Here is a 19,343-nt window from a genome sequence, read left to right as displayed (position 1 = left end):
ATTCCGTGATCCGGCGCGGGCCGGTCGTGTCAGCCGACGAAGGCCTTCTCCACCACGAACTCCGCGGGCGCGCTGTTGGCGCCCTCGCGCAGGCCATGGCGCTCGAAGATCGCCTTCAGGTCGGTGTTCAGCCCGATCGACCCGCAGACCATGGCGCGGTCGGTCTCGGGGCTCAGGCCGTGCGGCAGGCCCAGGTCGTCGAACAGCGTGCCGTTGTCGATCAGGTCGGTGATCCGCCCCATCTTCGGGCTCTCTTCCCGGGTGGTCGTCGGGTAATAGCGCAGCTTCGAGGTGCCGCCCTCGGTCAGTTCGGCCAGCATCTCGTCCGACTTGACCTGCTCGACCAGGCGGCGGCCGTATTCCAGCTCGGCCACGTCGCGGCAGGTATGGGTCAGGATCACCTCGTCGTAGTCGCTGTAGGTCTGCGGCTCGCGGATGAGGCTGGCGAAGGGCGCGATCCCTGTGCCGGTGGAGAAGAACCACAGCCGCTTGCCCGGCAGCAGCGCGTCATGGACGAGCGTGCCGACGGGCTTGGGGCGCAGGATGATCTGCTCGCCCGGCTGGATATGCTGCAACCGGCTGGTCAGCGGGCCGTCCTGCACCTTGATCGAATAGAACTCCAGCTCGTCGTCCCAGGCGGGCGAGGCGATGGAATAGGCCCGCAGCAGCGGCTTGCCGTCATCCTTCAACAGCCCGATCATCACGAACTCGCCCGAGCGGAAGCGCAGGGACGCGGGGCGCGTGACCTTGAAGGAAAACAGCCGGTCGGTCCAATGGGTCACGTCGGTCACGGTCTGCGCGTCGGGCAGGGCGCGGGTGGCGCTGGCCGCGTCGGTACGGGCGGGGCTGGGCGTCATGTCATTCATCGCTGGTTTCCGGACCGCGGTGGTCGGTCCGGCCTCTCGTTATCGGGAATTTCGGGTGGGGGAAAGGCGGCGCTCAGCCGCGCAGGCGCGACTGGTAGTCATGGGCACGCCAGTCGGCGCGGGCCAGCCACTGGTCCTCGGGCTGGCGCGCGGCCAGCGCCTCGTCGATCTCGATCTCGTCGAAGCCCGACCGGCGCGCCATGGCGTACTGGTCGGCGATGACGTGGCCCCGCGCGCGCAGGCGCCCGGCATAGCCCATGCGCCGCAGCATCGCGGCCAGGGTGAAGCCACGCCCGTCCGAGAAGCTGGGGAAGTCCACGCGGACCAGTTCGGCACCCAGCGCGGCCTCGAGCTCGGCGGGCGGGGTGTCCGACGGCAGGTCCAGCGCCGCGTCGCCCGTCCATGTGTCCGGGCCGAAGCCCGCGTCTGTCACGATCACGCTCATCGTTTCATCCTCTCGCGAAGACGTCCGTCTTCATCTTTCCAAAAATACCTGGACTCGCGGCGGTTCAGCCCCGCACGGCGCGGCCGTTCTCGAAGTGGATGCCGCACTCGACCTTGTCGAGGCCGCGCCAGCGGCCCGCGCGCTCGTCCTCGCCGGGCTTCACCCGCGAGGTGCAGGGGGCGCAGCCGATCGAGGCGAAGCCGTCGCGCGTCAGCGGGTGGCGCGGCAGGCGGTTGTTCAGCATGTAGTCCTGCACGTCCGCCTTGTCCCAGTGGGCCAGCGGGTTGACCTTGATCCGCCCGTCGGCATCCGCCTCGAAGAACTCCATCGCGGTGCGCGCGCCGCCCTGGAACCGCTTGCGCCCGGTGATCCAGGCGTCGAAGCCCTTCAGCGCGCGTTCCAGCGGCTCGGTCTTGCGCAGGGTGCAGCAGGCGTCGGGGTCCGAGCGGTGCAGCACGCCGTCGCTGTCGCGGGTCAGGACCTGCGCCCGGTCGGGCCGCACGCGGCGGACATCGGTCAGCTCCAGCCGCGCGGCCACGTCGCGCTGGTAGTCCAGCGTCTCGGGGAACAGCATCTCGGTGTCGAGGAAGACCACCGGTACGCTGCGGTCGATGCGGCTGAGCATGTGCAGAAGGACCACCGACTCGGCCCCGAAGCTCGAAACCAGGGCGCTGGTCCCGACCTGCGGATCGGTGAGTGCGTGGCGCAGAACCGCAACGGCGCCGTGATGCGCGTAGCGCGCGTTCAGCTCGGCAGCCCGTTCGGCCGCGGGGGCGAGGGGGGATTCAAGCGGCACGTGCGGCCTCCTTCTTGGGATACAGCGCGGATTTGAACGGGCCCATGCCCACGCGGCGATAGGCCTGGATGAAGGTCTCGGACGGGTCCTCGCGCAGGTCGAGATAGCAGTCGATCAGGCGCTCGACCGCCGGAACGATCTGGTCGTAGGCGAAGCCGGGGCCGGTGCGCGTGCCGATGGCCGCGTCCTCGGTCCCGTCGCCGCCCAGCGTGATCTGGTAGTTCTCGACCCCCGCCCGATCGAGCCCCAGGATGCCGATATGGCCCACGTGGTGGTGGCCGCAGGCATTGATGCAGCCCGAGATCTTGATCTTGAGCGGGCCCACGTCGCGCTCGACCTTCAGCGCGTCCAGGCGCGTGGCGATGTCCTGGGCGACGGGGATCGACCGGGCGGTGGCCAGGGCGCAGTAATCCATGCCGGGGCAGGCGATGATGTCGGACGCGAGGCCGATATTGGCGGTGGCCAGGCCCGCTTCCCTCAGCGTGGCGTGGATCGTAGGCAGGTCGGCACGCGCCACGTGGGGCAGGATGACGTTCTGCTCGTGGCTGATGCGCAGCTCGTCGTGGCCGAAGCCCTCGGCCAGCGCGGCCATGACTTCCATCTGTTCGGACGTCGCGTCGCCGGGCGTGGCGCCATGGGCCTTGAGCGAGATCGACACGATGGCGTGGTCGTCGCGGCGATGCGCGGTCACGTTGGTGTCCACCCACGAGCGGAACACCGGATCCGAGTCGTAGGCGGCCGTGAAGCCGTCCATCGGGCGGTCGTCCAGGTCGGGCAGCGAGAACTGCTTGCGGATCGCGGCCAGCATCTGCTGATCCACGCCCGAGAAGTTCGGGCGGATCTGGGCGAAGCGCTCCTCGACCAGGCGCGAGATCTCCTCGACCCCGTGCTCGTGCACGGTGATCTTGATCCGGGCCTTGTACTTGTTGTCGCGGCGGCCCAGCAGGTTCCAGACCGACACGATGGCCTCGGAGTAGGGCAGCAGGTCCTCCTCGGGCAGGAAGTCGCGCAGGACCTTGCCGATCATCGGCGTGCGCCCGAGACCGCCGCCCACGAAGACGCGGAAGCCGCGCGCGCCGTCACGCTCGACGATCTGCAGGCCGATGTCGTGGGCACGGATCACGGCGCGGTCGGCCTCGGCCCCGGTGACGGCGACCTTGAACTTGCGCGGCAAGAACTGGAACTCGGGGTGGTCGGTGGACCACTGCCGCAGCAGCTCGGCATAGGGGCGCGGATCGGCGATCTCGTCGCCCGCGGCCCCGGCGAAATGGTCGGCGGTCACGTTGCGGATGGTGTTGCCGCTGGTCTGGATGGCGTGCATTTCCACGTCCGCCAGCGCGTCCAGCATGTCGGGCACGTCGGCCAGCTTGGGCCAGTTGAACTGGATGTTCTGGCGCGTGGTGAAGTGGCCATAGCCCTTGTCCCAGCGTTTTGCGATCATCGCCAGCTGACGCATCTGGCGGCCGTTAATCGTGCCATAGGGGATCGCCACCCGCAGCATGTAGGCGTGCAATTGCAGGTACAGCCCGTTCATCAGGCGCAGCGGCTTGAATTCATCCTCGGTCAGCGACCCGTCGATGCGGCGTTCGACCTGGCCGCGGAACTGCGCCACGCGTTCGCGGACGAAGGCGGCGTCGAAATCGGAATAGTGATACATCATCGGCTCCTGTCATGCCCGGTGGCGGGCAGGATGTTCGAAAAGGTCAAGCGCCGGGATCAGAGATCCGCCTCGGCCTGCTTGCCATGGTCATAGTTCGAGGGACCGCGCGTGCGGAACGCCTCGCGGAAATGGGTCGGCTGCGGACCTTTCGGCGTCGGCTCGGCATCGGCGAGGTATGCGCCCACCGCGATATGCGGCTGCGCCTGCGCGTGCAGCAGCCGCAGGTCGGCATGGGCCACGTCCTCGAGGATCTCGGCGCGGGACATGTCGCGGGTCCAGCTGTCGTCCTCGCACAGCCATATGGCGTCGCCCTCCATCAGGTGATTGGCGGTGACGACCTTGGGGGTGAAACGGCGGCTCATAGCATGGCCTCCTTCGCGGTTGCATCGGGTGCGGACAGTGTGACGTCGGTCTGCGACAGGGCCGTGACGGCGGCGCGCGGCGCGAGGCCCAGCATCACCACGGCGGGCCCCGTCAGCCCGGCCTCGGACAGGTCCGGCTCGAGCTGCGACAGCGTGCTGGGCAGCACGCGCATGGTCGGACGCCCGGCGTTCTCGACGACGGTGACCGGCGTGGCCGGGTCGGCCCCGTGCATCATCAGCCGGCCCTGCATGAACCGCGCGGCGCGCTTGCCCATGTAGATCGCCGCGACCGCTCCGGGGCGGGCCAGCGCGGCCCAATCGTGATCGGCGAAACCCTTCATGTCATGGCCGGTCAGGAACCGCACCTCGGCGTTGCGGCCGCGCCGGGTCAGGCTTTGACCAAGGCCCGCGACGGCGGCCGAGGCGGCGGTGATGCCCGGCACGATGGTATGGGCGATCCCGGCGGCCTCGACGGCCTCGAGCTCCTCGTCCAGTCGGCCGAAGACGGTGGGATCGCCCGACTTCAGGCGGACGACCTGCGCACCTTCCAGCCCGTGACGCACGATCAGGTCGTTGATGTCGTCCTGGCTGGTGGACGGGCCGAAGCCGGTCTTGCCCACGTCGAGGATCATCGCCTCGCGGCGCGCGAGTTCCAGAATCTCGGGCGTGACCAGCCTGTCGTGGATCACCACGTCGGCCTCGTGCAGGGCGCGGCGGGCCTTCATGGTCAGAAGGTCCGGATCGCCGGGGCCTGCGCCCACGAAGTGCACGTGGCCGTCGCGCGCCTGGACACCGAGGTGATTCCCCAGAAGGTCGTCCAGGCCGGCGCGCACGGCGTCCTCGCCGCCCGCGATGTCGCGGGGGCCGGTGCGGTTGTAGTAGTCGGACCAGAAGTCGCGACGCGGCCGACCGAAGGGCAGGCGGTCGGCCATCTTGCGGAATTCCTTGCCGATGCGCGCGAGCGTGCCCAGGGCGGCGGGCAGGCGTTCTTCCAGGTCGCGCTTGATCTGGCGGGCCAGCACGGGCGCCGCACCCTCGGTGCCGATGGCCACGGTGACCGGGTCGCGGTCGACGATCGCGGGCGTGATGAAGGCGCTGTCGTGCAGGTTGTCGACGATGTTGACCAGCGCGCCCTCGGCATGGGCGATTGCGGCGGTGCGCGCATCCTCGTCCGCATCCTCGGAGGCCGCGTAGAACAGCTTGGCGCAGATCGCGTCGCCGGGCGCCATGGCGCGACGGTGCAGGACCAGCTTGCCCTGTGCGGCCCAGGTCTCGATCTCGGGGGCCGGGTCCTCGGCCAGCACCGTGATGCGCGCATCGGTCTTCATCAGCAGCCGCAGCTTGGCCAGCGCGGCATCGCCACCGCCCGCCAGGACGATGCGGCGGCCCTCGACGGCCAGGAAGATCGGAAAGTGCTTCATCGCGGAATCCGTTTGGTTGCTTGCCCTGACAGATAGAACATTTTCCCCCTTCCCGGCAGGGTCCCGGCCGAGTTAAGGAACGTTTGTTCCGCATCACGCCGCCTGCGGAACGGTGTTTCGCTTGGGGAGGTAGGTTTGGAATGAACGTTCAACTGGATGCGCTGGACCGGAAAATCCTGCGCGCGGTGCAGCGCGACGCCGGGCAATCCCTGGATGACATCGCCAAGACGGTGGGCTCGTCGAAGACGCCCGTCTGGAACCGGATGCGCAAGCTGCGTGAGGCCGGGGTCATCGGCCAGCAGACCGTGCTGCTGGACCCCGAGAAGCTGGGACTGGAAGCGTGCTTCTTCGTGCTGATCCGCACGTCGGAACACGACGCCCAGTGGCAGAATCGCTTCCTCGAAACGCTGCGCGCCCGTCCCGAGGTGCTCGAGGCGCACCGGCTGGCGGGCGATATCGACTACATCCTGAAGGTGCGCGTGGCCAACGCGCGGGCCTATGACAGTTTCTACCAGGCGCTGATCGCGCAGGTGAAGATCCACAACGTCACCGCGTTGCTGTCGATGGAAGAACTGAAGAGCACGACCGAGCTGCCGGTCTGAGTCGAACGCACCCCGTCGGAGCGCGGCGCCCGCGTTGGTATTTGCCCGCCCGTTGTGCATCCTGAGAACGCCGCGGACCGTTTTCTTCAAGAAAACGTCAGAAAGACGCTGTCCGCGGCGGACCAGACCATGCGCAATGGATGCGCCGGGCCGCGCAGCTTTTCGGATCGAATATTATCGACTGCTGCACGACTTGCGCCATCTTCTGCAAAGCGGATGGCAAAGCCCGGTTTCTGCAACCCCGGGTTGACCGGGCGTCAAGCGGGCGGGATGCTGCCGGTGGCGGTTGCGTGCATCGGCTGTAACTGGCTTTCTACCTGCCATCGAAATGGAACGGTGCCGCCATATCGGCCCGGAACCACGCAGGGAGATCCAAATCATGAACAGAACCACATTCCTTTCCATGGCGAGCGCCACCGCCATGCTCGCCGCCGGTGCGGTCCAGGCCGCCGACGTGCCCGACGGCGTGACGCTGGCCGACAACCAGACCTTTTCCTATCGCGAGCTCGACCAGTTCGCCTCGATCGACCCGCAGCTGATCGAAGGCGTGCCGGGCAGCCACGCCGCGCGCCAGCTGTTCGAAGGGCTGATGAACCAGGACGAGAACGGGGACCTGGTGCCCGGCGTCGCCACCGGGTTCGAGGTGAACGACGACAACACCGTCTATACCTTCACCCTGCGCGACAACGCCCGCTGGTCCAACGGCGAGCCGGTGACGGCCGGCGATTTCGTCTACGCCTGGCGCCGCGCTGCAGACCCGGCCACCGCGTCCAGCTATGCCTGGTTCGTCGAGCTGTCGGGCATCGTCAACGCGGCCGAGATCATCGCCGGCGAGATGGAGCCCGACGCGCTGGGCGTCGAGGCGGTGGACGCCACCACCCTGCGCGTCACGCTGACCGGTCCCAAGCCGTATTTCCCGCTGATGACCACGCACACGACGCTTTTCCCCACGCCGCAGGCCACCATCGAGGAGCACGACGACAACTGGCTCGACCCCGAGAACATCGTCTCGAACGGCGCATACACCCTGAGCGAGGTCAGCCTGAACGAGTTCTGGTCGGCCACCAAGAACCCCGAGTACTGGGACGCCGAGAACACCGTGATCGAGGAAGTGACCTCCTACGTCATCAACGACACCAGCCAGGCTTTGACCCGGTGGGAAGCGGGCGAGTTCGACCTGCTGGAGCCCGTGCCGGCCGGCACCTTCCCGCGCCTGCAGGAAGAATACCCCGATGCCGCGCACTCCACGCCGCGGCTCTGTTCGTACTATTACACGCTGAACCAGGGTGAGGGCGGCCCCGAGGCCCTGAAGGACGCCCGCGTGCGTCGCGCGCTTGGCCTGGCCATCGATCGCGAGATCATCACCGACCGCATCCTGCAGGGCGGCCAGACGCCGGCCTTCTCGTTCACGCCCGACGCGACCTCGGGCTTCTCGGCCCCCGAGATCGAGTATGCCGGCTGGACCCAGGCCGAGCGTGACGAAGAGGCCAAGCGCCTTTGGGACGAGGTGGGATACACCGACGTCAATCTCGACCTGCTCTACAACACCGACGAGTCGCACCGTCAGATCGCCACGGTCATCAGCCAGATGTGGAGTCAGAAGCTGGGGGTCGAGACGACGCTCGAGAACCAGGAATGGTCGACCTACCTGGAAACCCGGCGCGCCGGCGGCTTCGACGTGGCTCGCGCGGCCTGGTGCGGCGACTACAACGAGGCGTCGACCTTCCTCGACCTGCTGACCACGGGCGTGCCCCAGAACTCGGGCAAGTTCTCGAACGAGGAATACGACAACCTGATCGCGTCGGCGACCACCGCCGAGAACCCGCAGGAGGCCTATACCGCCGCCGAGCAGGTGCTGGCGCAGGAAATGCCGATCATCCCGATCTACCACTACGCCAACTCGTTCCTGCTGGACCCGACGCTGAAGGGCTTCCCCATGAACAACGTGGAAAACAACTGGTACGTGAAGGACTTTTACCGCGTGGCGGAAGACTGATCCTTCCCTGACACCGGCGCGGGCGGCCCCCGCCCGCGCCATCTGACCGACAAGGCACAGCCCCCGTGACAAGCTATATCCTGCGCCGCCTTCTGGTGGCGGTTCCCACCCTTCTTGCGCTGATCGTGCTGTCGTTCCTGCTGATGGAATTCGCGCCCGGCTCGCCCTTCGCGACCGAGAGAGGCATCCCAGAGGCGGTGATGGCCAACCTCGAACGGGAATACGGTCTCGACCGTCCGCTTTGGGAACGGATGGCGACTTATGTCTGGGGCGTGGTCACCCAGTTCGATTTCGGGCCATCCTTCACCTTCCCCGACCGCAGCGTGAACGACATCATCGCGCAGGGCTTTCCGGTCACGCTGACCTACGGGTTCTGGTCCTTCGTGGTCGCCGTGGTGGTGGGTGTGACGCTGGGCGCCGTCGCGGCGATCAAGCACAACTCGGCGCTCGACTACGCGGCGGTCGGCGTGACCGTGGGCGCGCAGGTGCTGCCGAACTTCGTCATGGCGCCGATCCTCGTGCTGATCTTCACCCTGTGGCTGGGGTGGCTGCCCGGTGGCGGCTGGCGCGGGGGGCAGGTGGAATACGTGGTCCTGCCGGTCATCGCGCTCTCGACCTCGTACATGGCGTCCATCGCGCGGATCACGCGGTCCTCCATGCTCGACGTGCTGAACGCGGGCTTCGTGCGCACCGCGCGGGCCAAGGGCCTTCCCGCGCACCGGGTGATCCTGCGCCACGCGCTGAAGCCCGCGCTGCTGCCGGTCGTCAGCTACCTAGGCCCGGCCTTCGTGGGCATGATCACGGGGTCGGTGGTGATCGACGTCTTCTTCTCGACGGGCGGGATCGGGCAGTTCTTCGTGAACGCCGCGCTGGCGCGCGACTACTCGGTCATCCTGGGCATCACCATCCTGTTCGGGGCGCTGACCATCTTCTTCAACCTCCTGGTCGACGTGGCATACGCCTGGATCGACCCCAAGATCCGGTACTGACATGGCTGATGCGACCATCGACACCGCCGGGCTGCCGCAGGGCAAGGCGCGATCGCTCTGGGCCGATGCACGGCGGCGGTTCCTGCGCAACCGCGCCGCCATGGCGTCCGCCGTGGTCCTGGTGCTCGTCCTGCTGTTCGCGGCGTTCGGGCAATACCTGAACCAGTGGTCCAACGAGGAGATCGACTGGGAGATGCTGGGCATGATCCCCGAGATCGGCGGGCCGTCCCTGTCGAACGGCCATTATTTCGGCGTGGACGAGACCGGGCGCGACCTGTTCCAGCGCACGGTGCAGGGCACGCGGATCAGCCTTGCGGTGGGCATCGTCGGGGCCCTGATCGCGGTCCTGGTGGGCACGGCCTACGGCGCCGTGGCGGGCTACGTGGGCGGGCGTACCGACAACGTGATGATGCGCTTCGTCGACCTGATGATGTCGATCCCCTACATGTTCGTGCTGATCCTGCTGCTGGTGATCTTCTCGCGCTCGATCGTGATGCTGTTCGTGGGGATCGGGCTGATCTCGTGGCTGGACATGGCCCGGATCGCGCGGGGCCAGACCCTGTCGATCAAGAACGCCGACTACGTCGAGGCGGCGCGGGCCATCGGCGTCTCGGGCGGCACGATCATCCGCCGCCACATCGTGCCCAACCTGCTGGGCGTCATCATCGTCTACGCCACGCTGTTGGTGCCGCAGATGATCATCTTCGAATCCTTCATCAGCTTCCTCGGGCTCGGCGTGCAGGAGCCGTCGACCTCGTGGGGGGCGCTGATCAACCAGGGGGCCGCCAACATGCGCAACGGCACGCCGTGGATGCTGGGCTTTCCGCTGTTCTTCTTCGTGGTGACGCTGTTCGCCCTGTTCTTCCTCGGCGACGGTCTGCGCGATGCGCTGGACCCGAAGGATCGCTGATGGCCCTGCTCGACGTCAAAGACCTGGCCGTGGCCTTCGACACGCCCGACGGGACCGTCAACGCGGTGAACGGGTTGTCGCTGTCGTTGGACGCGGGCGAAACCCTGGCCATCGTGGGCGAGTCCGGGTCGGGCAAGTCGCAATCGGCCTTCGCCACCATGGGCCTGCTGGCCAAGAACGGCCGCGCCACCGGGTCGGTCCGCTTCGACGGGACCGAATTGCTGGGCCTGCCCGCCAGGCAGCTGAACCGCGTGCGCGGCGACGCCATGACGATGATCTTCCAGGATCCCATGACGTCGCTGAACCCCTACCTGAAGGTCGGCACGCAGATGGCCGAGGTGCTGCAGGTCCACAAGGGCCAGTCGCGGCGCAAGGCCCGGGACGAGGCGGCGCGGATGCTGGACGCGGTGCGCATCCCGGACGCGCGCGCGCGGCTGGAGCAGTACCCGCACGAGTTCTCGGGCGGGATGCGGCAGCGGATCATGATCGCCATGGCGCTTCTGTGCCGCCCGAAGCTGCTGATCGCGGACGAGCCGACCACCGCGCTGGACGTCACCGTGCAGGCGCAGATCATGGCGCTTCTGGCCGAGATCCGGGCCGAGTTCGGGACCGCCATGATCCTCATCACCCACGATCTGGGCGTGGTGGCGGGCAGCTGCGAACGCACGCTGGTGATGTATGGCGGCCGGGTGATGGAGACCGGGCCGACCGACGCCCTGTTCGCCCAACCGACGCATCCCTACACCCGCGGGCTGATGCGCGCCGTGCCGCGGCTGGACATCGACCAGGAGGTGCTGACCACCATCCCGGGCGAGCCGCCCGACATGGCCGCGCTGGGGCCCGGATGCCCCTTCGTCCCGCGCTGCGCCTTCGCCCACGACGCCTGCCGCCGGGCGATGCCGCCGCTCGCGCCCCACGGCGCGCTTCACCGGGCCTGCCACGCGGCGCCCGAAACCGTGATCGAAAGGGATGCGGCATGAGCAGCCTTCTGTCCGTCCGTGACCTGAACCTGACCTTCCCGGTGATGCCGCGCGGGGCCTGGCCCTGGACGAGGCCGCGGATGCTCAGGGCCGTCAGCGACATGAGTTTCGACGTGGAACCCGGCGAGACGCTGGGCATCGTCGGCGAATCCGGCTCGGGCAAGTCGACCCTCGCGCGTGCGATCATCGGCACCGTTCCCGCCGCCTCGGGGCAGATCCTGTGGCAGGGACAGGACCTCGCGCAGCTGTCGCCGCGCGCGCGCCGCGCCCATCGCCGCGACGTGCAGATGGTGTTCCAGGACCCGCTGGCCGCGCTGGACCCGCGCATGACCGTGGGCCAGATCATCGCCGAGCCGCTGGTCACCCATCGCCGCGACATGTCGTCCGCGGACCGCCGCGCCAAGGTGGGCGAGATGATGGAGCGGGTGGGCCTGCTGCCGAACCTGCAGAACCGCTATCCGCACGAGTTCTCGGGCGGCCAGTGCCAGCGCATCGGGATCGCCCGCGCGCTGGTGCTGGAGCCGAAACTCCTGATCTGCGACGAGCCGGTGTCGGCGCTGGACGTGTCGGTACAGGCGCAGGTGGTGAACCTGCTGAAAGAGCTGAGCCGCGACCTGGGACTGGCGATGCTTTTCATCGCCCATGACCTGTCTGTGGTGAAGCACGTGTCCGACCGCACGCTGGTCATGTATCTGGGCCGCAAGATGGAAGAGGCCGAGGCCCGCACCATCGTCCGCGCGCCGCGCCACCCCTACACCCAGGCGCTGATCGCGTCCGTCCCGGTGCCCGACCCCGCACGCGAAGCCGCGCGGGCCGACCGTGCGCCGCTTTCGGGCGAGCTTCCGTCGCCGCTGGACCCGCCGTCGGGCTGCGTGTTCCGCACCCGCTGCCCCAAGGCCCGGCCCGACTGCGCAAAGGGTTTGCCCCCGGTGGAGCGGCTGGGACAGGATCACCTGGTCGCCTGCCCCTACCACGCGCCGATGGGGGCAGAGGCCGCGGCCGAACCGGCCGAATGACGGCGCTCGTCTACCTCGTCGCCGCGCTGGCCGAGATCGCCGGATGCTTCGCCGTCTGGTCCTGGTGGCGGGGCGGGGCGAGCGCGCTTTGGCTCATCCCCGGCCTCGGGGCGCTCGCGGCCTTCGCGTTGCTGTTGGCCCTTTCCCCGGCGGGCTTCGCCGGTCGCGCCTTCGCGGCCTATGGCGGCGTGTATATCGCGGCCTCGCTGGGCTGGCTCTGGGCCGTCGAGGGCCAGCGCCCCGGTGCCTGGGATCTTGCCGGGGCCGCCCTGTGCATCGCCGGCGCCGCGGTGATCCTCTCGGGCGGTCGCGCGGGCTGAGGCCGTTTTCAAGGGGGCTCCGCCCCCGGCCCGTGCCGGGCCTCCCCCGGAGGTATTTGGGGAAAGATGAAGGTGGGGCGGGTCCTTGCATGGTGCTCCAAATCGGCTTGCACCCATTCCGGCCCCATGCCTTGATGCGCCCAACCAGTCAGGATTGGCTCCTGTAACTCGTCTGCGGATTGCGTCTTATGCGTGTGATGTTGATCGGAACCTCGAATTCCATCTTCAAGGATGGGTATCGGGCGGAGTTCGAGAACAGCAAGGATATCAGCAGCCTGACCTTTCACGGGATGGGGGCTGCCTGCTCGATCATCCTTCCGTTCTTCCTGTCGAAGGTCGATTTGAAGGATTACGATTTTCTCGTGATCGAGACCTCGATCAATGACGTCCTGCAATGCTCGCGCGGTACCGTTTCGCACGACCAGATCCGCGCCAATCTGCGATGGGCGTGCGCCAAGGCCGTGAATGCCGGCTGCAAGCCGATCATGATGATCATGCCCACCCTGAACGGCGTTCGAAACCGCAATATCGCCGACATCTTGCACCGGGAGGTCGCGGCTGAATTCCAGGCTGGATACGTGGATGGGCACGAGTTCGTGCGCACCGCCAAATTGCTGAAGCCGAGAAAGCTGGACCTTTTCTTCCAGGACAAGTCGCACCTGAAGCCACCTGTCGGTCGGCAGGTCGGAAAGCTTGCGATCGCAAAGATGAAGAGCATGAAGAAGAAGGCGCTTCCGACCGTCGGGGTGGATCACGATTTCCGCACAATCCCGGCGGCGGAGCTTGGCGACGCCCCTCTCGAGCGCGTCAACTCTCTCATGTCCATATCCTGTCACTGCATGCAGCAGGGCGACAGCGTCACCGTCGACATCGGTCGCGAGAACTACCTGGTCGGACTGGCCATGAACCGGACCGAGTCTTGGGGACACCTGAATTTAAGTGGCGGCAGGAATGCCAGCATGGCCCTTCAGACCAATTACACGAAGCGGCCTGTCAGCTTCCTCGCGGGCATCCGCCCGGTGCCGGATTTCGCGCCAGACCCCGAAGGTAGAATTACGTTGAAGCTTTCGTCGACCGCGCTGTTCGAGGACCTCGTTCCGGCACCCGCCGGCAGCTTCGCCCCCGGCCCGGAGGGCGCGAACGTCGAGCTCATGGGTCTTATCCTGAAGTGTCCGGCCCCGCCGTTGTCCCGCGGGAAAGCATTGACCGGCTAGTCTTCTCGCACAGCATCATTTCCGCTCCGTAGCGGTTTCCGAACGGACTGGCGGACGAAGCCGTGTTCGCGCGGGGTCAGTCCCGGGCGGAGGAGTGAAATCCTTCTTGCGCGTCGAGTGAAGAGACGCCCGCAGCGGCGCGGGCGTCTCACCTTGCAAGAAAACCCCGTTCGGGCTCAGGCGTCGGCCCAGTCCCAGTGTCCGGGATAGTCGCCCATGACGCGTGCCACCGCGTCGCGGTCTGTGCCGGCGTCCGACTGGATCCGGGCGACGAGGCCGCGCTTCTTGTCCTCGACCACGCTGTCGACCCGCGCGTTCAGGCCCGCATCGTCCAGGGCCTTGTCGTAGACCCGCTTGATCGCCAGGCGCCGCAGGTCTGGCTTGAAGACCTTGCCCACGGCGGTCTTGGGCAGCTCGTCCAGGATGCCCACGAATTTGGGCCAGGCGGCGCGTTCGTGGATCTTGCCCTTGGCGTATTCCAGCAGCTCGTCGGTGGTAACGGTGGCGTCGCTCACCAGCTCGACATAGGCGCAGGGCAATTCGCCCGCGTGGGCGTCGGGCTGCCCGATGGCCCCCACCATGGCGACGGCATCGTGGCCGGCCAGCGCCTCTTCGATCTCGGCCGGGTCGATATTGTGGCCGCCACGGATGATAAGGTCCTTGGCGCGGCCGGTGATCCAGAGGTAGCCGTCGCCGTCGACGCGGCCCAGGTCACCGGTGCGCAGGTAGCGGTCCTGGTAGAACAGGTCCTTGTTCTTGTCTTCCTCGGTATAGGTTTTGCCGGCGAAGACACCCGGGCTGGACACGCAGATCTCGCCGATGCTGTCGATCTCGCATTCCTGGCCGTTCTTGACGATCTTCACGTCAGTGTAGGGGAAGGGGATGCCGATGGAGCCGACCTTCTTCTCGCCGTCGGGCGGGTTGATCGACACCAGGCAGGTCGCCTCGGTCAGGCCGTAGCCCTCGCAGATGGTGACGCCCGCCGCTTCCTCGAATCGGCGGTAGAGCTCCAGCGGCAGGGGGGCCGAGCCGCAGAAGGCGATCTTGAGCTTCGTGATGTCGGCATCCACCTTGCGCTGCATCAGCGCCGACATGGCGGTGGGCACGGTGATCATGAAGGTGATGTCGTGGCGCTGGCAGAGCTTCCAGAAATTGTCGAACACGCCTTCGCCGCGATAGCCCTGGGGCGTGGGGAAGACCACGTGCGCGCCCGAGGCCAGCGAGGCCCCCATGACCACGATGGCCGCGAAGACGTGGAACATGGGCAACGGGCAGATCAGATTGTCGTGCTCGTTGAACAGCAGCTCCTGTCCCAGCCAGCCGTTGTAGATGACGCCCGAGTACTTGTGCTGGGCGACCTTCGGCATGCCCGTGGTGCCGCCGGTGTGGAAGTTGGTGCAGACGCGGTCGGTGGTGCTGTCCTGGAATGTCAGCTTGGTCGGCTGGGCGCCCACCGCCTTGGTGAAGGCGTGGACCTTCGCCTTGTGCTTGACCTCGACCTTGGGGCGGATCAGCGGCACGATCAGCTTCTTCAACCCGGTGAGGTAGCGGTGCAGGTCGACCTCGACCACGTGCTTCACGTTCGGGGCCAGCTCGACCGCCTTGGCGGCCTTCTGCGCGACATCGGTCTTGGGGAAGGCGCGCAGGGTCACGAGGACCTTGGCGTCGGTCTGGCGCAGGATGGCGGCGATCTGCTCGGCGTCGAGCAGCGGGTTGATCGGGTTCACGACGCCCGCGACCATGCCGCCCAGGTAGGTGACGATGGCCTCGTTGCAGTTGGGCAGCAGGTAGGCGACCTTGTCGGTCTCGCCGACGCCCAGTTCGCGCAGCAGGTTGGCCATCTGCGCCGTCTGGTTGCGCAGCGCGTTCCAGCTGAGCGTTTCGGCCGGGTCGGATTCCCCCGAGAACAGCTGAAAGGTGACGGCGGGCCGCGTGCCGAACTTGTCGGCGGTGCGGTTCAGCATCTGCCAGGCAGTGACCGGCAGGTCGCGGTCTTCCCATTTCGCCGCGTTCTCGATGGCGCGACGGTCGTCGTAATTCGCGTAGCCCATGGCGGTCTCCTCCCCGTTTTGGTGCCCGTTTCTTGGCGCAGGGTTGTTGGTGCATTCCCGGCGCAGATCAAGTCTGACGCTGCGATACATCGGCGCAAGGCGAAAGTGGCGAAGTCGGCGCGGGGGCGCTGCCCCCGTCCGCTGGCGCGGACTCCCCCGGAGGTATTTCGGGAAAGATGAAGCCGGGGCCGGGTTACTCGGCGGCGAGACCTTCGGTGAATTGCAGCCGGGCGAGCCGCGCGTAAAGGCCGCCTTCGGCCACGAGCTGATCGTGGGTGCCGGTGGCGACGATCCGCCCGGCCTCGAACACCAGGATGCGGTCGGCCTTCTTCACGGTGGCCAGCCGGTGGGCCACGACCAGCGTGGTGCGGCCCTTGGCCAGGTCCTCGACCGCGCGCTGCACCGCGGCCTCGGATTCGGCGTCGAGCGCCGATGTGGCCTCGTCCAGCAGCAGCACGGGCGCGTCGCGCAGGATCGCGCGGGCGATGGCGATGCGCTGCTTCTGGCCGCCCGACAGCATCACGCCGCGTTCGCCCACATAGGTGTCGTAGCCGTCGGGCAGGCGGGTCAGGAAGTCGTGCGCGGCGGCGGCGCGGGCGGCGGATTCGACCTCGGCATCCGATGCATCGGGGCGGCCGAAGCGGATGTTCTCGCGCGCGGAGGCGGCGAAGATCACCGGGTCCTGCGGCACCAGTGCCATGTGGCGGCGGAAGTCCTTGCGCGCCATCTGCGACAACGCGACGTCGTCCAGCGTGATGGTCCCCGCTTCGGGGTCGTAGAACCGCAGGAGCAGCTGGATGATGGTGGTCTTGCCGGCGCCGGAGGGTCCCACCAGCGCCACCGTCTCGCCGGGGGCCACGGTGAAGCTGACCCCGTCCAGCGCCGCGATGTCCGGCCGCGCGGGGTAGGCGAAGCGCACGTCGTCGAAGCGGATCGCACCGCGCGGGGCGGGCAGGGCGCGCGGGGCCTCAGGATCGGTCACGCTGTCGGTGGCGGTCAGCAGCTCGACCAGCCGCTCGGTCGCGCCGGCGGCGCGCTGAAGCTCGCCCCAGATCTCGGACAGGGCCGCGACCGAGCCCGCGACCATCACCGCGTAGATGACGAACTGCACCAGCTCGCCCACGGTCATGATGTCGGCGCGGACGTCGCGCGCGCCGATCCACAGCACGCCGACGATGCCGAAGAAGACCAGCATGATGACGATCACCGTCATGGCCGCGCGCACCGCGATGCGCGTCCTGGCCGAGCGGAACGATTCCTCGGTCACGGTCGCGAAGGCCGCCTGCGAGGCCCGTTCGTGGGTGAAGGCCTGCACGGTCTGCACCGACAGGAGCGCCTCGGAGGCGTTGCCCGAGCTTTGCGCGATCCAGTCCTGGTTCTCGCGGCTGAGACGGCGCAGCCGCCGGCCAAGCGTGATGATCGGCACGATCACCAGCGGCACGATCAGCAGGACCATCAGCGTGAGCTTCACCGAGGTGAATAGCAGCAGGACCAGCCCGCCGATCAGGATCAGCACGTTGCGCAGCGCGACGCTGACCGACGAGCCGATGACCGACAGCAGCAGTGTGGTGTCGGTGGTGATACGGCTCAGCACCTCGCCGGTCATGATGCGCTCGTAGAAGGCCGGGCTCATCCCGATGACGCGATCGAACACGGCCTTGCGGATATCGGCCACGACCCGTTCGCCCAGCCGCGTGACGAGGTAATAGCGCAGGCCCGTGCCCGCGGCCATCAGCCCCGCGATGGCGAGGAAGGCCAGGAAGTAGCTGTCGAGTAGCTGTTCGGCCGAGGTTTCGAACCCGTCCACCACGCGGCGCACGGCGATGGGCAGCGCCAGCGAAACGCAGGCCGTCAGCACCAGCGCCAGCCCGGCGGCGATCAGCAGGGTCCGGTAGGGGCGCAGGAACGGCCAGAGGGCGGTCAGCGCGCCGATCTTCCTGGATTTCGCCCGCTCCTCCGCGGTGGGGTCTGCCAAGGCGGGCCTCGTGCGTGTGGTGTCGTCGTCCGGCCCTTCTAGGCCGACGGGCACGGGCCGACAAGGCTTGGGCCGGGACTGCGGCAACAGGGCAGGGAGGGGAATGGAGCGGGCGACGGGAATCGAACCCGTATCATCAGCTTGGAAGGCTGAGGTCTTACCATTACACAACGCCCGCGTCGTGCCCTAGCTAGCCTCAGAGCCGCGGCGATGCAAGGCGCAAGCGGCGCGACCGGGGCCTTCTGGTCGGGCGACGGGCGCGCTAGGGTCAGGCGACAACGCGGGAGGGTTTGCATGCACCTGGGGATCGATATCGGCACCTCGGCCGTGAAGCTGGCCGTCATGCGCGACGGACGGGTGATCGAGCAGTCCAGTGCCGACCTGGCCGTCGCCTCGCCCCGGCCCGGCTGGTCCGAGCAGGATCCGCAGGCCTGGTGGGCGGCGATCGGCGTGGCGGCGCGCAAGCTGTCGACCGATTTGGGCGGCGTGACGGGCGTCGGGCTGTCGGGGCAGATGCACGGCGCGGTGCTGCTGGACGCGGAGCACCGGCCGCTGCGCCCGGCGATCCTGTGGAACGACAGCCGCGCGGTGGCCGAATGCAGGACGCTGTCCGAGCGTGTTCCCGCGATCGGGCAGATCGCCGGGGTGCCGCCGCTGCCGGGGTTCACGGCACCGAAGCTGCTGTGGCTGGCGGCGGAAGAGCCCGGGCTTTACGCCCGCATCGCCCACCTGTTGCTGCCGAAGGACTACGTGGCGCTGCGGCTGACCGGCGAATGCGCCACCGACATGTCGGATGCGGCCGGCGCGCTTTTGCTGGACGAGGCGGCGCGCGACTGGTCGGGCGACATCGTCGCGGCCGCCGGGATCGACCCCGGTTGGCTGCCACGCCTGCTGGAAGGCACCGAGGTCGCGGGGCGCGTCACGCCCGAGGCCGCCGCCCATACCGGCCTGCCCGCGGGGTGCCCGGTGGTCATCGGTGGCGGTGACACGGCGGTGGGCGCCGTGGCCGTGGGCGCGGTCGAGCCGGGGCGCGCGGTGCTGTCGCTGGGCACCTCGGGCCAGATCTTCTTGGCGGGCGACAGGTATGCCCCCAATCCCGACGCCATGTTGCACGCATTCGCCCATGCCGTGCCCGGACGGTGGTACCAGATGGCGGCGATGCTGAACGGCGGCCGCCCCCTGGCGTGGATCGCGGGGCAGTTAAGTCTCAGTGTGCCGGACACGCTGGCGCTGGCCGCCACGGCCGACCCGGGCCGCGTGCCGCTGTTCCTGCCGTACCTGACGGGCGAACGCAGCCCCCATGCCGACCCGCATATCCGCGCGGCTTTCTACGGGCTGGAGGATTCGACCGATCGCGCCGCCATCGCCCGCGCGGTGATCGAGGCCATCGCGTTTTCCTTCGCAGATGGCGCGGCAAGCTTCGCGGGCGCGCTGGACGACGTGCCGCAGCTCTTGACCCTTGGCGGCGGTGCGCGCGGCGACCTCGTGGTCCAGACCATCAGCGACGCCACCGGCCTGACGCTGGCCCGCGCGGAAGGGGCCGCAGCGGGACCGGCGCTGGGCGCCGCCAAGCTGGCCGCCGTCGGCACCGGCGCGATGACATTCGCGGACCTGTCCCGGTCACCCGAGGCCGGCGATATCTTCACCCCGCAGGGCAGCCCCGATCTGGCGGCGCGGCTGGCCCGTTACCGCGCGCTTTACCGCGCGTTGCGGCCACTGGCGGCCGCGGGCGACATCTGA

17 protein-coding genes and 1 tRNA gene are annotated in these 19,343 nt (G+C 68.1%); 9 read left to right on the top strand and 9 right to left on the bottom strand.

What is annotated here, in order from left to right:
- Positions 1–29: 29 nt before the first annotated feature.
- From BUB76_RS07750 to cysG, 6 genes are all read right to left on the bottom strand, one after another.
- Positions 30–866 carry a ferredoxin--NADP reductase gene (locus BUB76_RS07750; RefSeq protein WP_073128196.1) on the bottom strand — a complete coding sequence of 279 codons (837 nt, stop codon included), beginning with the start codon at positions 864–866 and terminating at the stop codon, positions 30–32.
- 73 nt (positions 867–939) lie between these two features.
- The gene (locus tag BUB76_RS07745; RefSeq protein WP_073128195.1) at positions 940–1,311 is read right to left on the bottom strand and encodes a DUF934 domain-containing protein; all 372 of its coding nucleotides are present in this window, start codon (positions 1,309–1,311) and stop codon (positions 940–942) included.
- Between the two features lie 64 nt (positions 1,312–1,375).
- Positions 1,376–2,107, bottom strand: a complete 732-nt coding sequence (locus BUB76_RS07740; RefSeq protein ID WP_073128194.1) for a phosphoadenylyl-sulfate reductase — start codon at positions 2,105–2,107, stop codon at positions 1,376–1,378.
- A complete protein-coding gene (locus tag BUB76_RS07735; RefSeq protein ID WP_073128193.1) occupies positions 2,097–3,764 on the bottom strand; it encodes a nitrite/sulfite reductase in 1,668 nt (555 codons plus the stop codon). Before BUB76_RS07735 ends, BUB76_RS07740 begins: the two co-directional genes overlap by 11 nt.
- Positions 3,765–3,823: 59 nt before the next feature.
- Complete coding sequence (locus tag BUB76_RS07730; protein ID WP_073128192.1) at positions 3,824–4,129, bottom strand: DUF2849 domain-containing protein; 306 nt, start codon at positions 4,127–4,129, stop codon at positions 3,824–3,826.
- Positions 4,126–5,550: a siroheme synthase CysG gene (cysG, locus tag BUB76_RS07725; RefSeq protein ID WP_073128191.1), complete on the bottom strand. Its 1,425-nt coding sequence runs from the start codon at positions 5,548–5,550 to the stop codon at positions 4,126–4,128. The genes BUB76_RS07730 and cysG overlap by 4 nt, the downstream gene beginning before the upstream one ends.
- Positions 5,551–5,690: 140 nt before the next feature.
- Between cysG and BUB76_RS07720 the strand changes: the two genes are divergently transcribed.
- The 8 genes from BUB76_RS07720 to BUB76_RS07685 all read left to right on the top strand — a co-directional run bounded on the left by BUB76_RS07720 (position 5,691) and on the right by BUB76_RS07685 (position 13,577).
- Entirely contained in the window at positions 5,691–6,152 is a 462-nt protein-coding gene (locus tag BUB76_RS07720; protein ID WP_073128190.1) for an Lrp/AsnC family transcriptional regulator, read from the top strand.
- 379 nt (positions 6,153–6,531) lie between these two features.
- Positions 6,532–8,148, top strand: a complete 1,617-nt coding sequence (locus BUB76_RS07715) for a peptide ABC transporter substrate-binding protein (protein WP_073128189.1) — start codon at positions 6,532–6,534, stop codon at positions 8,146–8,148.
- Between the two features lie 65 nt (positions 8,149–8,213).
- Positions 8,214–9,137, top strand: coding sequence for an oligopeptide ABC transporter permease OppB (gene oppB, locus BUB76_RS07710; RefSeq protein WP_073128188.1), 924 nt, complete (start codon positions 8,214–8,216; stop codon positions 9,135–9,137).
- A 1-nt stretch (position 9,138) separates the two neighbouring features.
- The gene (locus BUB76_RS07705) at positions 9,139–10,047 is read left to right on the top strand and encodes an ABC transporter permease subunit (protein ID WP_073128187.1); all 909 of its coding nucleotides are present in this window, start codon (positions 9,139–9,141) and stop codon (positions 10,045–10,047) included.
- Entirely contained in the window at positions 10,047–11,027 is a 981-nt protein-coding gene (locus BUB76_RS07700; protein ID WP_073128186.1) for an oligopeptide/dipeptide ABC transporter ATP-binding protein, read from the top strand. The genes BUB76_RS07705 and BUB76_RS07700 overlap by 1 nt, the downstream gene beginning before the upstream one ends.
- Complete coding sequence (locus tag BUB76_RS07695) at positions 11,024–12,043, top strand: ABC transporter ATP-binding protein (RefSeq protein WP_073128185.1); 1,020 nt, start codon at positions 11,024–11,026, stop codon at positions 12,041–12,043. The genes BUB76_RS07700 and BUB76_RS07695 overlap by 4 nt, the downstream gene beginning before the upstream one ends.
- A complete protein-coding gene (locus BUB76_RS07690) occupies positions 12,040–12,363 on the top strand; it encodes a YnfA family protein (protein WP_073128184.1) in 324 nt (107 codons plus the stop codon). Before BUB76_RS07695 ends, BUB76_RS07690 begins: the two co-directional genes overlap by 4 nt.
- A gap of 197 nt (positions 12,364–12,560) precedes the next feature.
- Positions 12,561–13,577, top strand: coding sequence for an SGNH/GDSL hydrolase family protein (locus tag BUB76_RS07685; protein WP_139250811.1), 1,017 nt, complete (start codon positions 12,561–12,563; stop codon positions 13,575–13,577).
- Between the two features lie 176 nt (positions 13,578–13,753).
- Here the strand turns inward: BUB76_RS07685 and BUB76_RS07680 are convergent, their stop codons facing one another.
- From BUB76_RS07680 to BUB76_RS07670, 3 genes are all read right to left on the bottom strand, one after another.
- On the bottom strand, positions 13,754–15,628 hold the full coding sequence (locus tag BUB76_RS07680) for an acyl-CoA synthetase (protein WP_073128182.1): 1,875 nt from the start codon (positions 15,626–15,628) through the stop codon (positions 13,754–13,756).
- 193 nt (positions 15,629–15,821) lie between these two features.
- Positions 15,822–17,603 (bottom strand): ABC transporter transmembrane domain-containing protein, encoded by a 1,782-nt coding sequence (locus BUB76_RS07675; protein WP_073128181.1) that lies wholly within the window; start codon positions 17,601–17,603, stop codon positions 15,822–15,824.
- Positions 17,604–17,707: 104 nt separating this feature from the next.
- Positions 17,708–17,781, bottom strand: a tRNA-Gly gene (locus tag BUB76_RS07670).
- A gap of 116 nt (positions 17,782–17,897) precedes the next feature.
- On the opposite strand from BUB76_RS07670, the gene xylB reads away from it, so the two are divergent.
- Positions 17,898–19,343 (top strand): xylulokinase, encoded by a 1,446-nt coding sequence (xylB, locus tag BUB76_RS07665; protein WP_073128180.1) that lies wholly within the window; start codon positions 17,898–17,900, stop codon positions 19,341–19,343.

The sequence above is a fragment of the Palleronia salina genome (genome assembly GCF_900141995.1).
Lineage (GTDB): Bacteria > Pseudomonadota > Alphaproteobacteria > Rhodobacterales > Rhodobacteraceae > Palleronia > Palleronia salina.
This window is presented reverse-complemented; position numbering and strand designations above follow the sequence as displayed.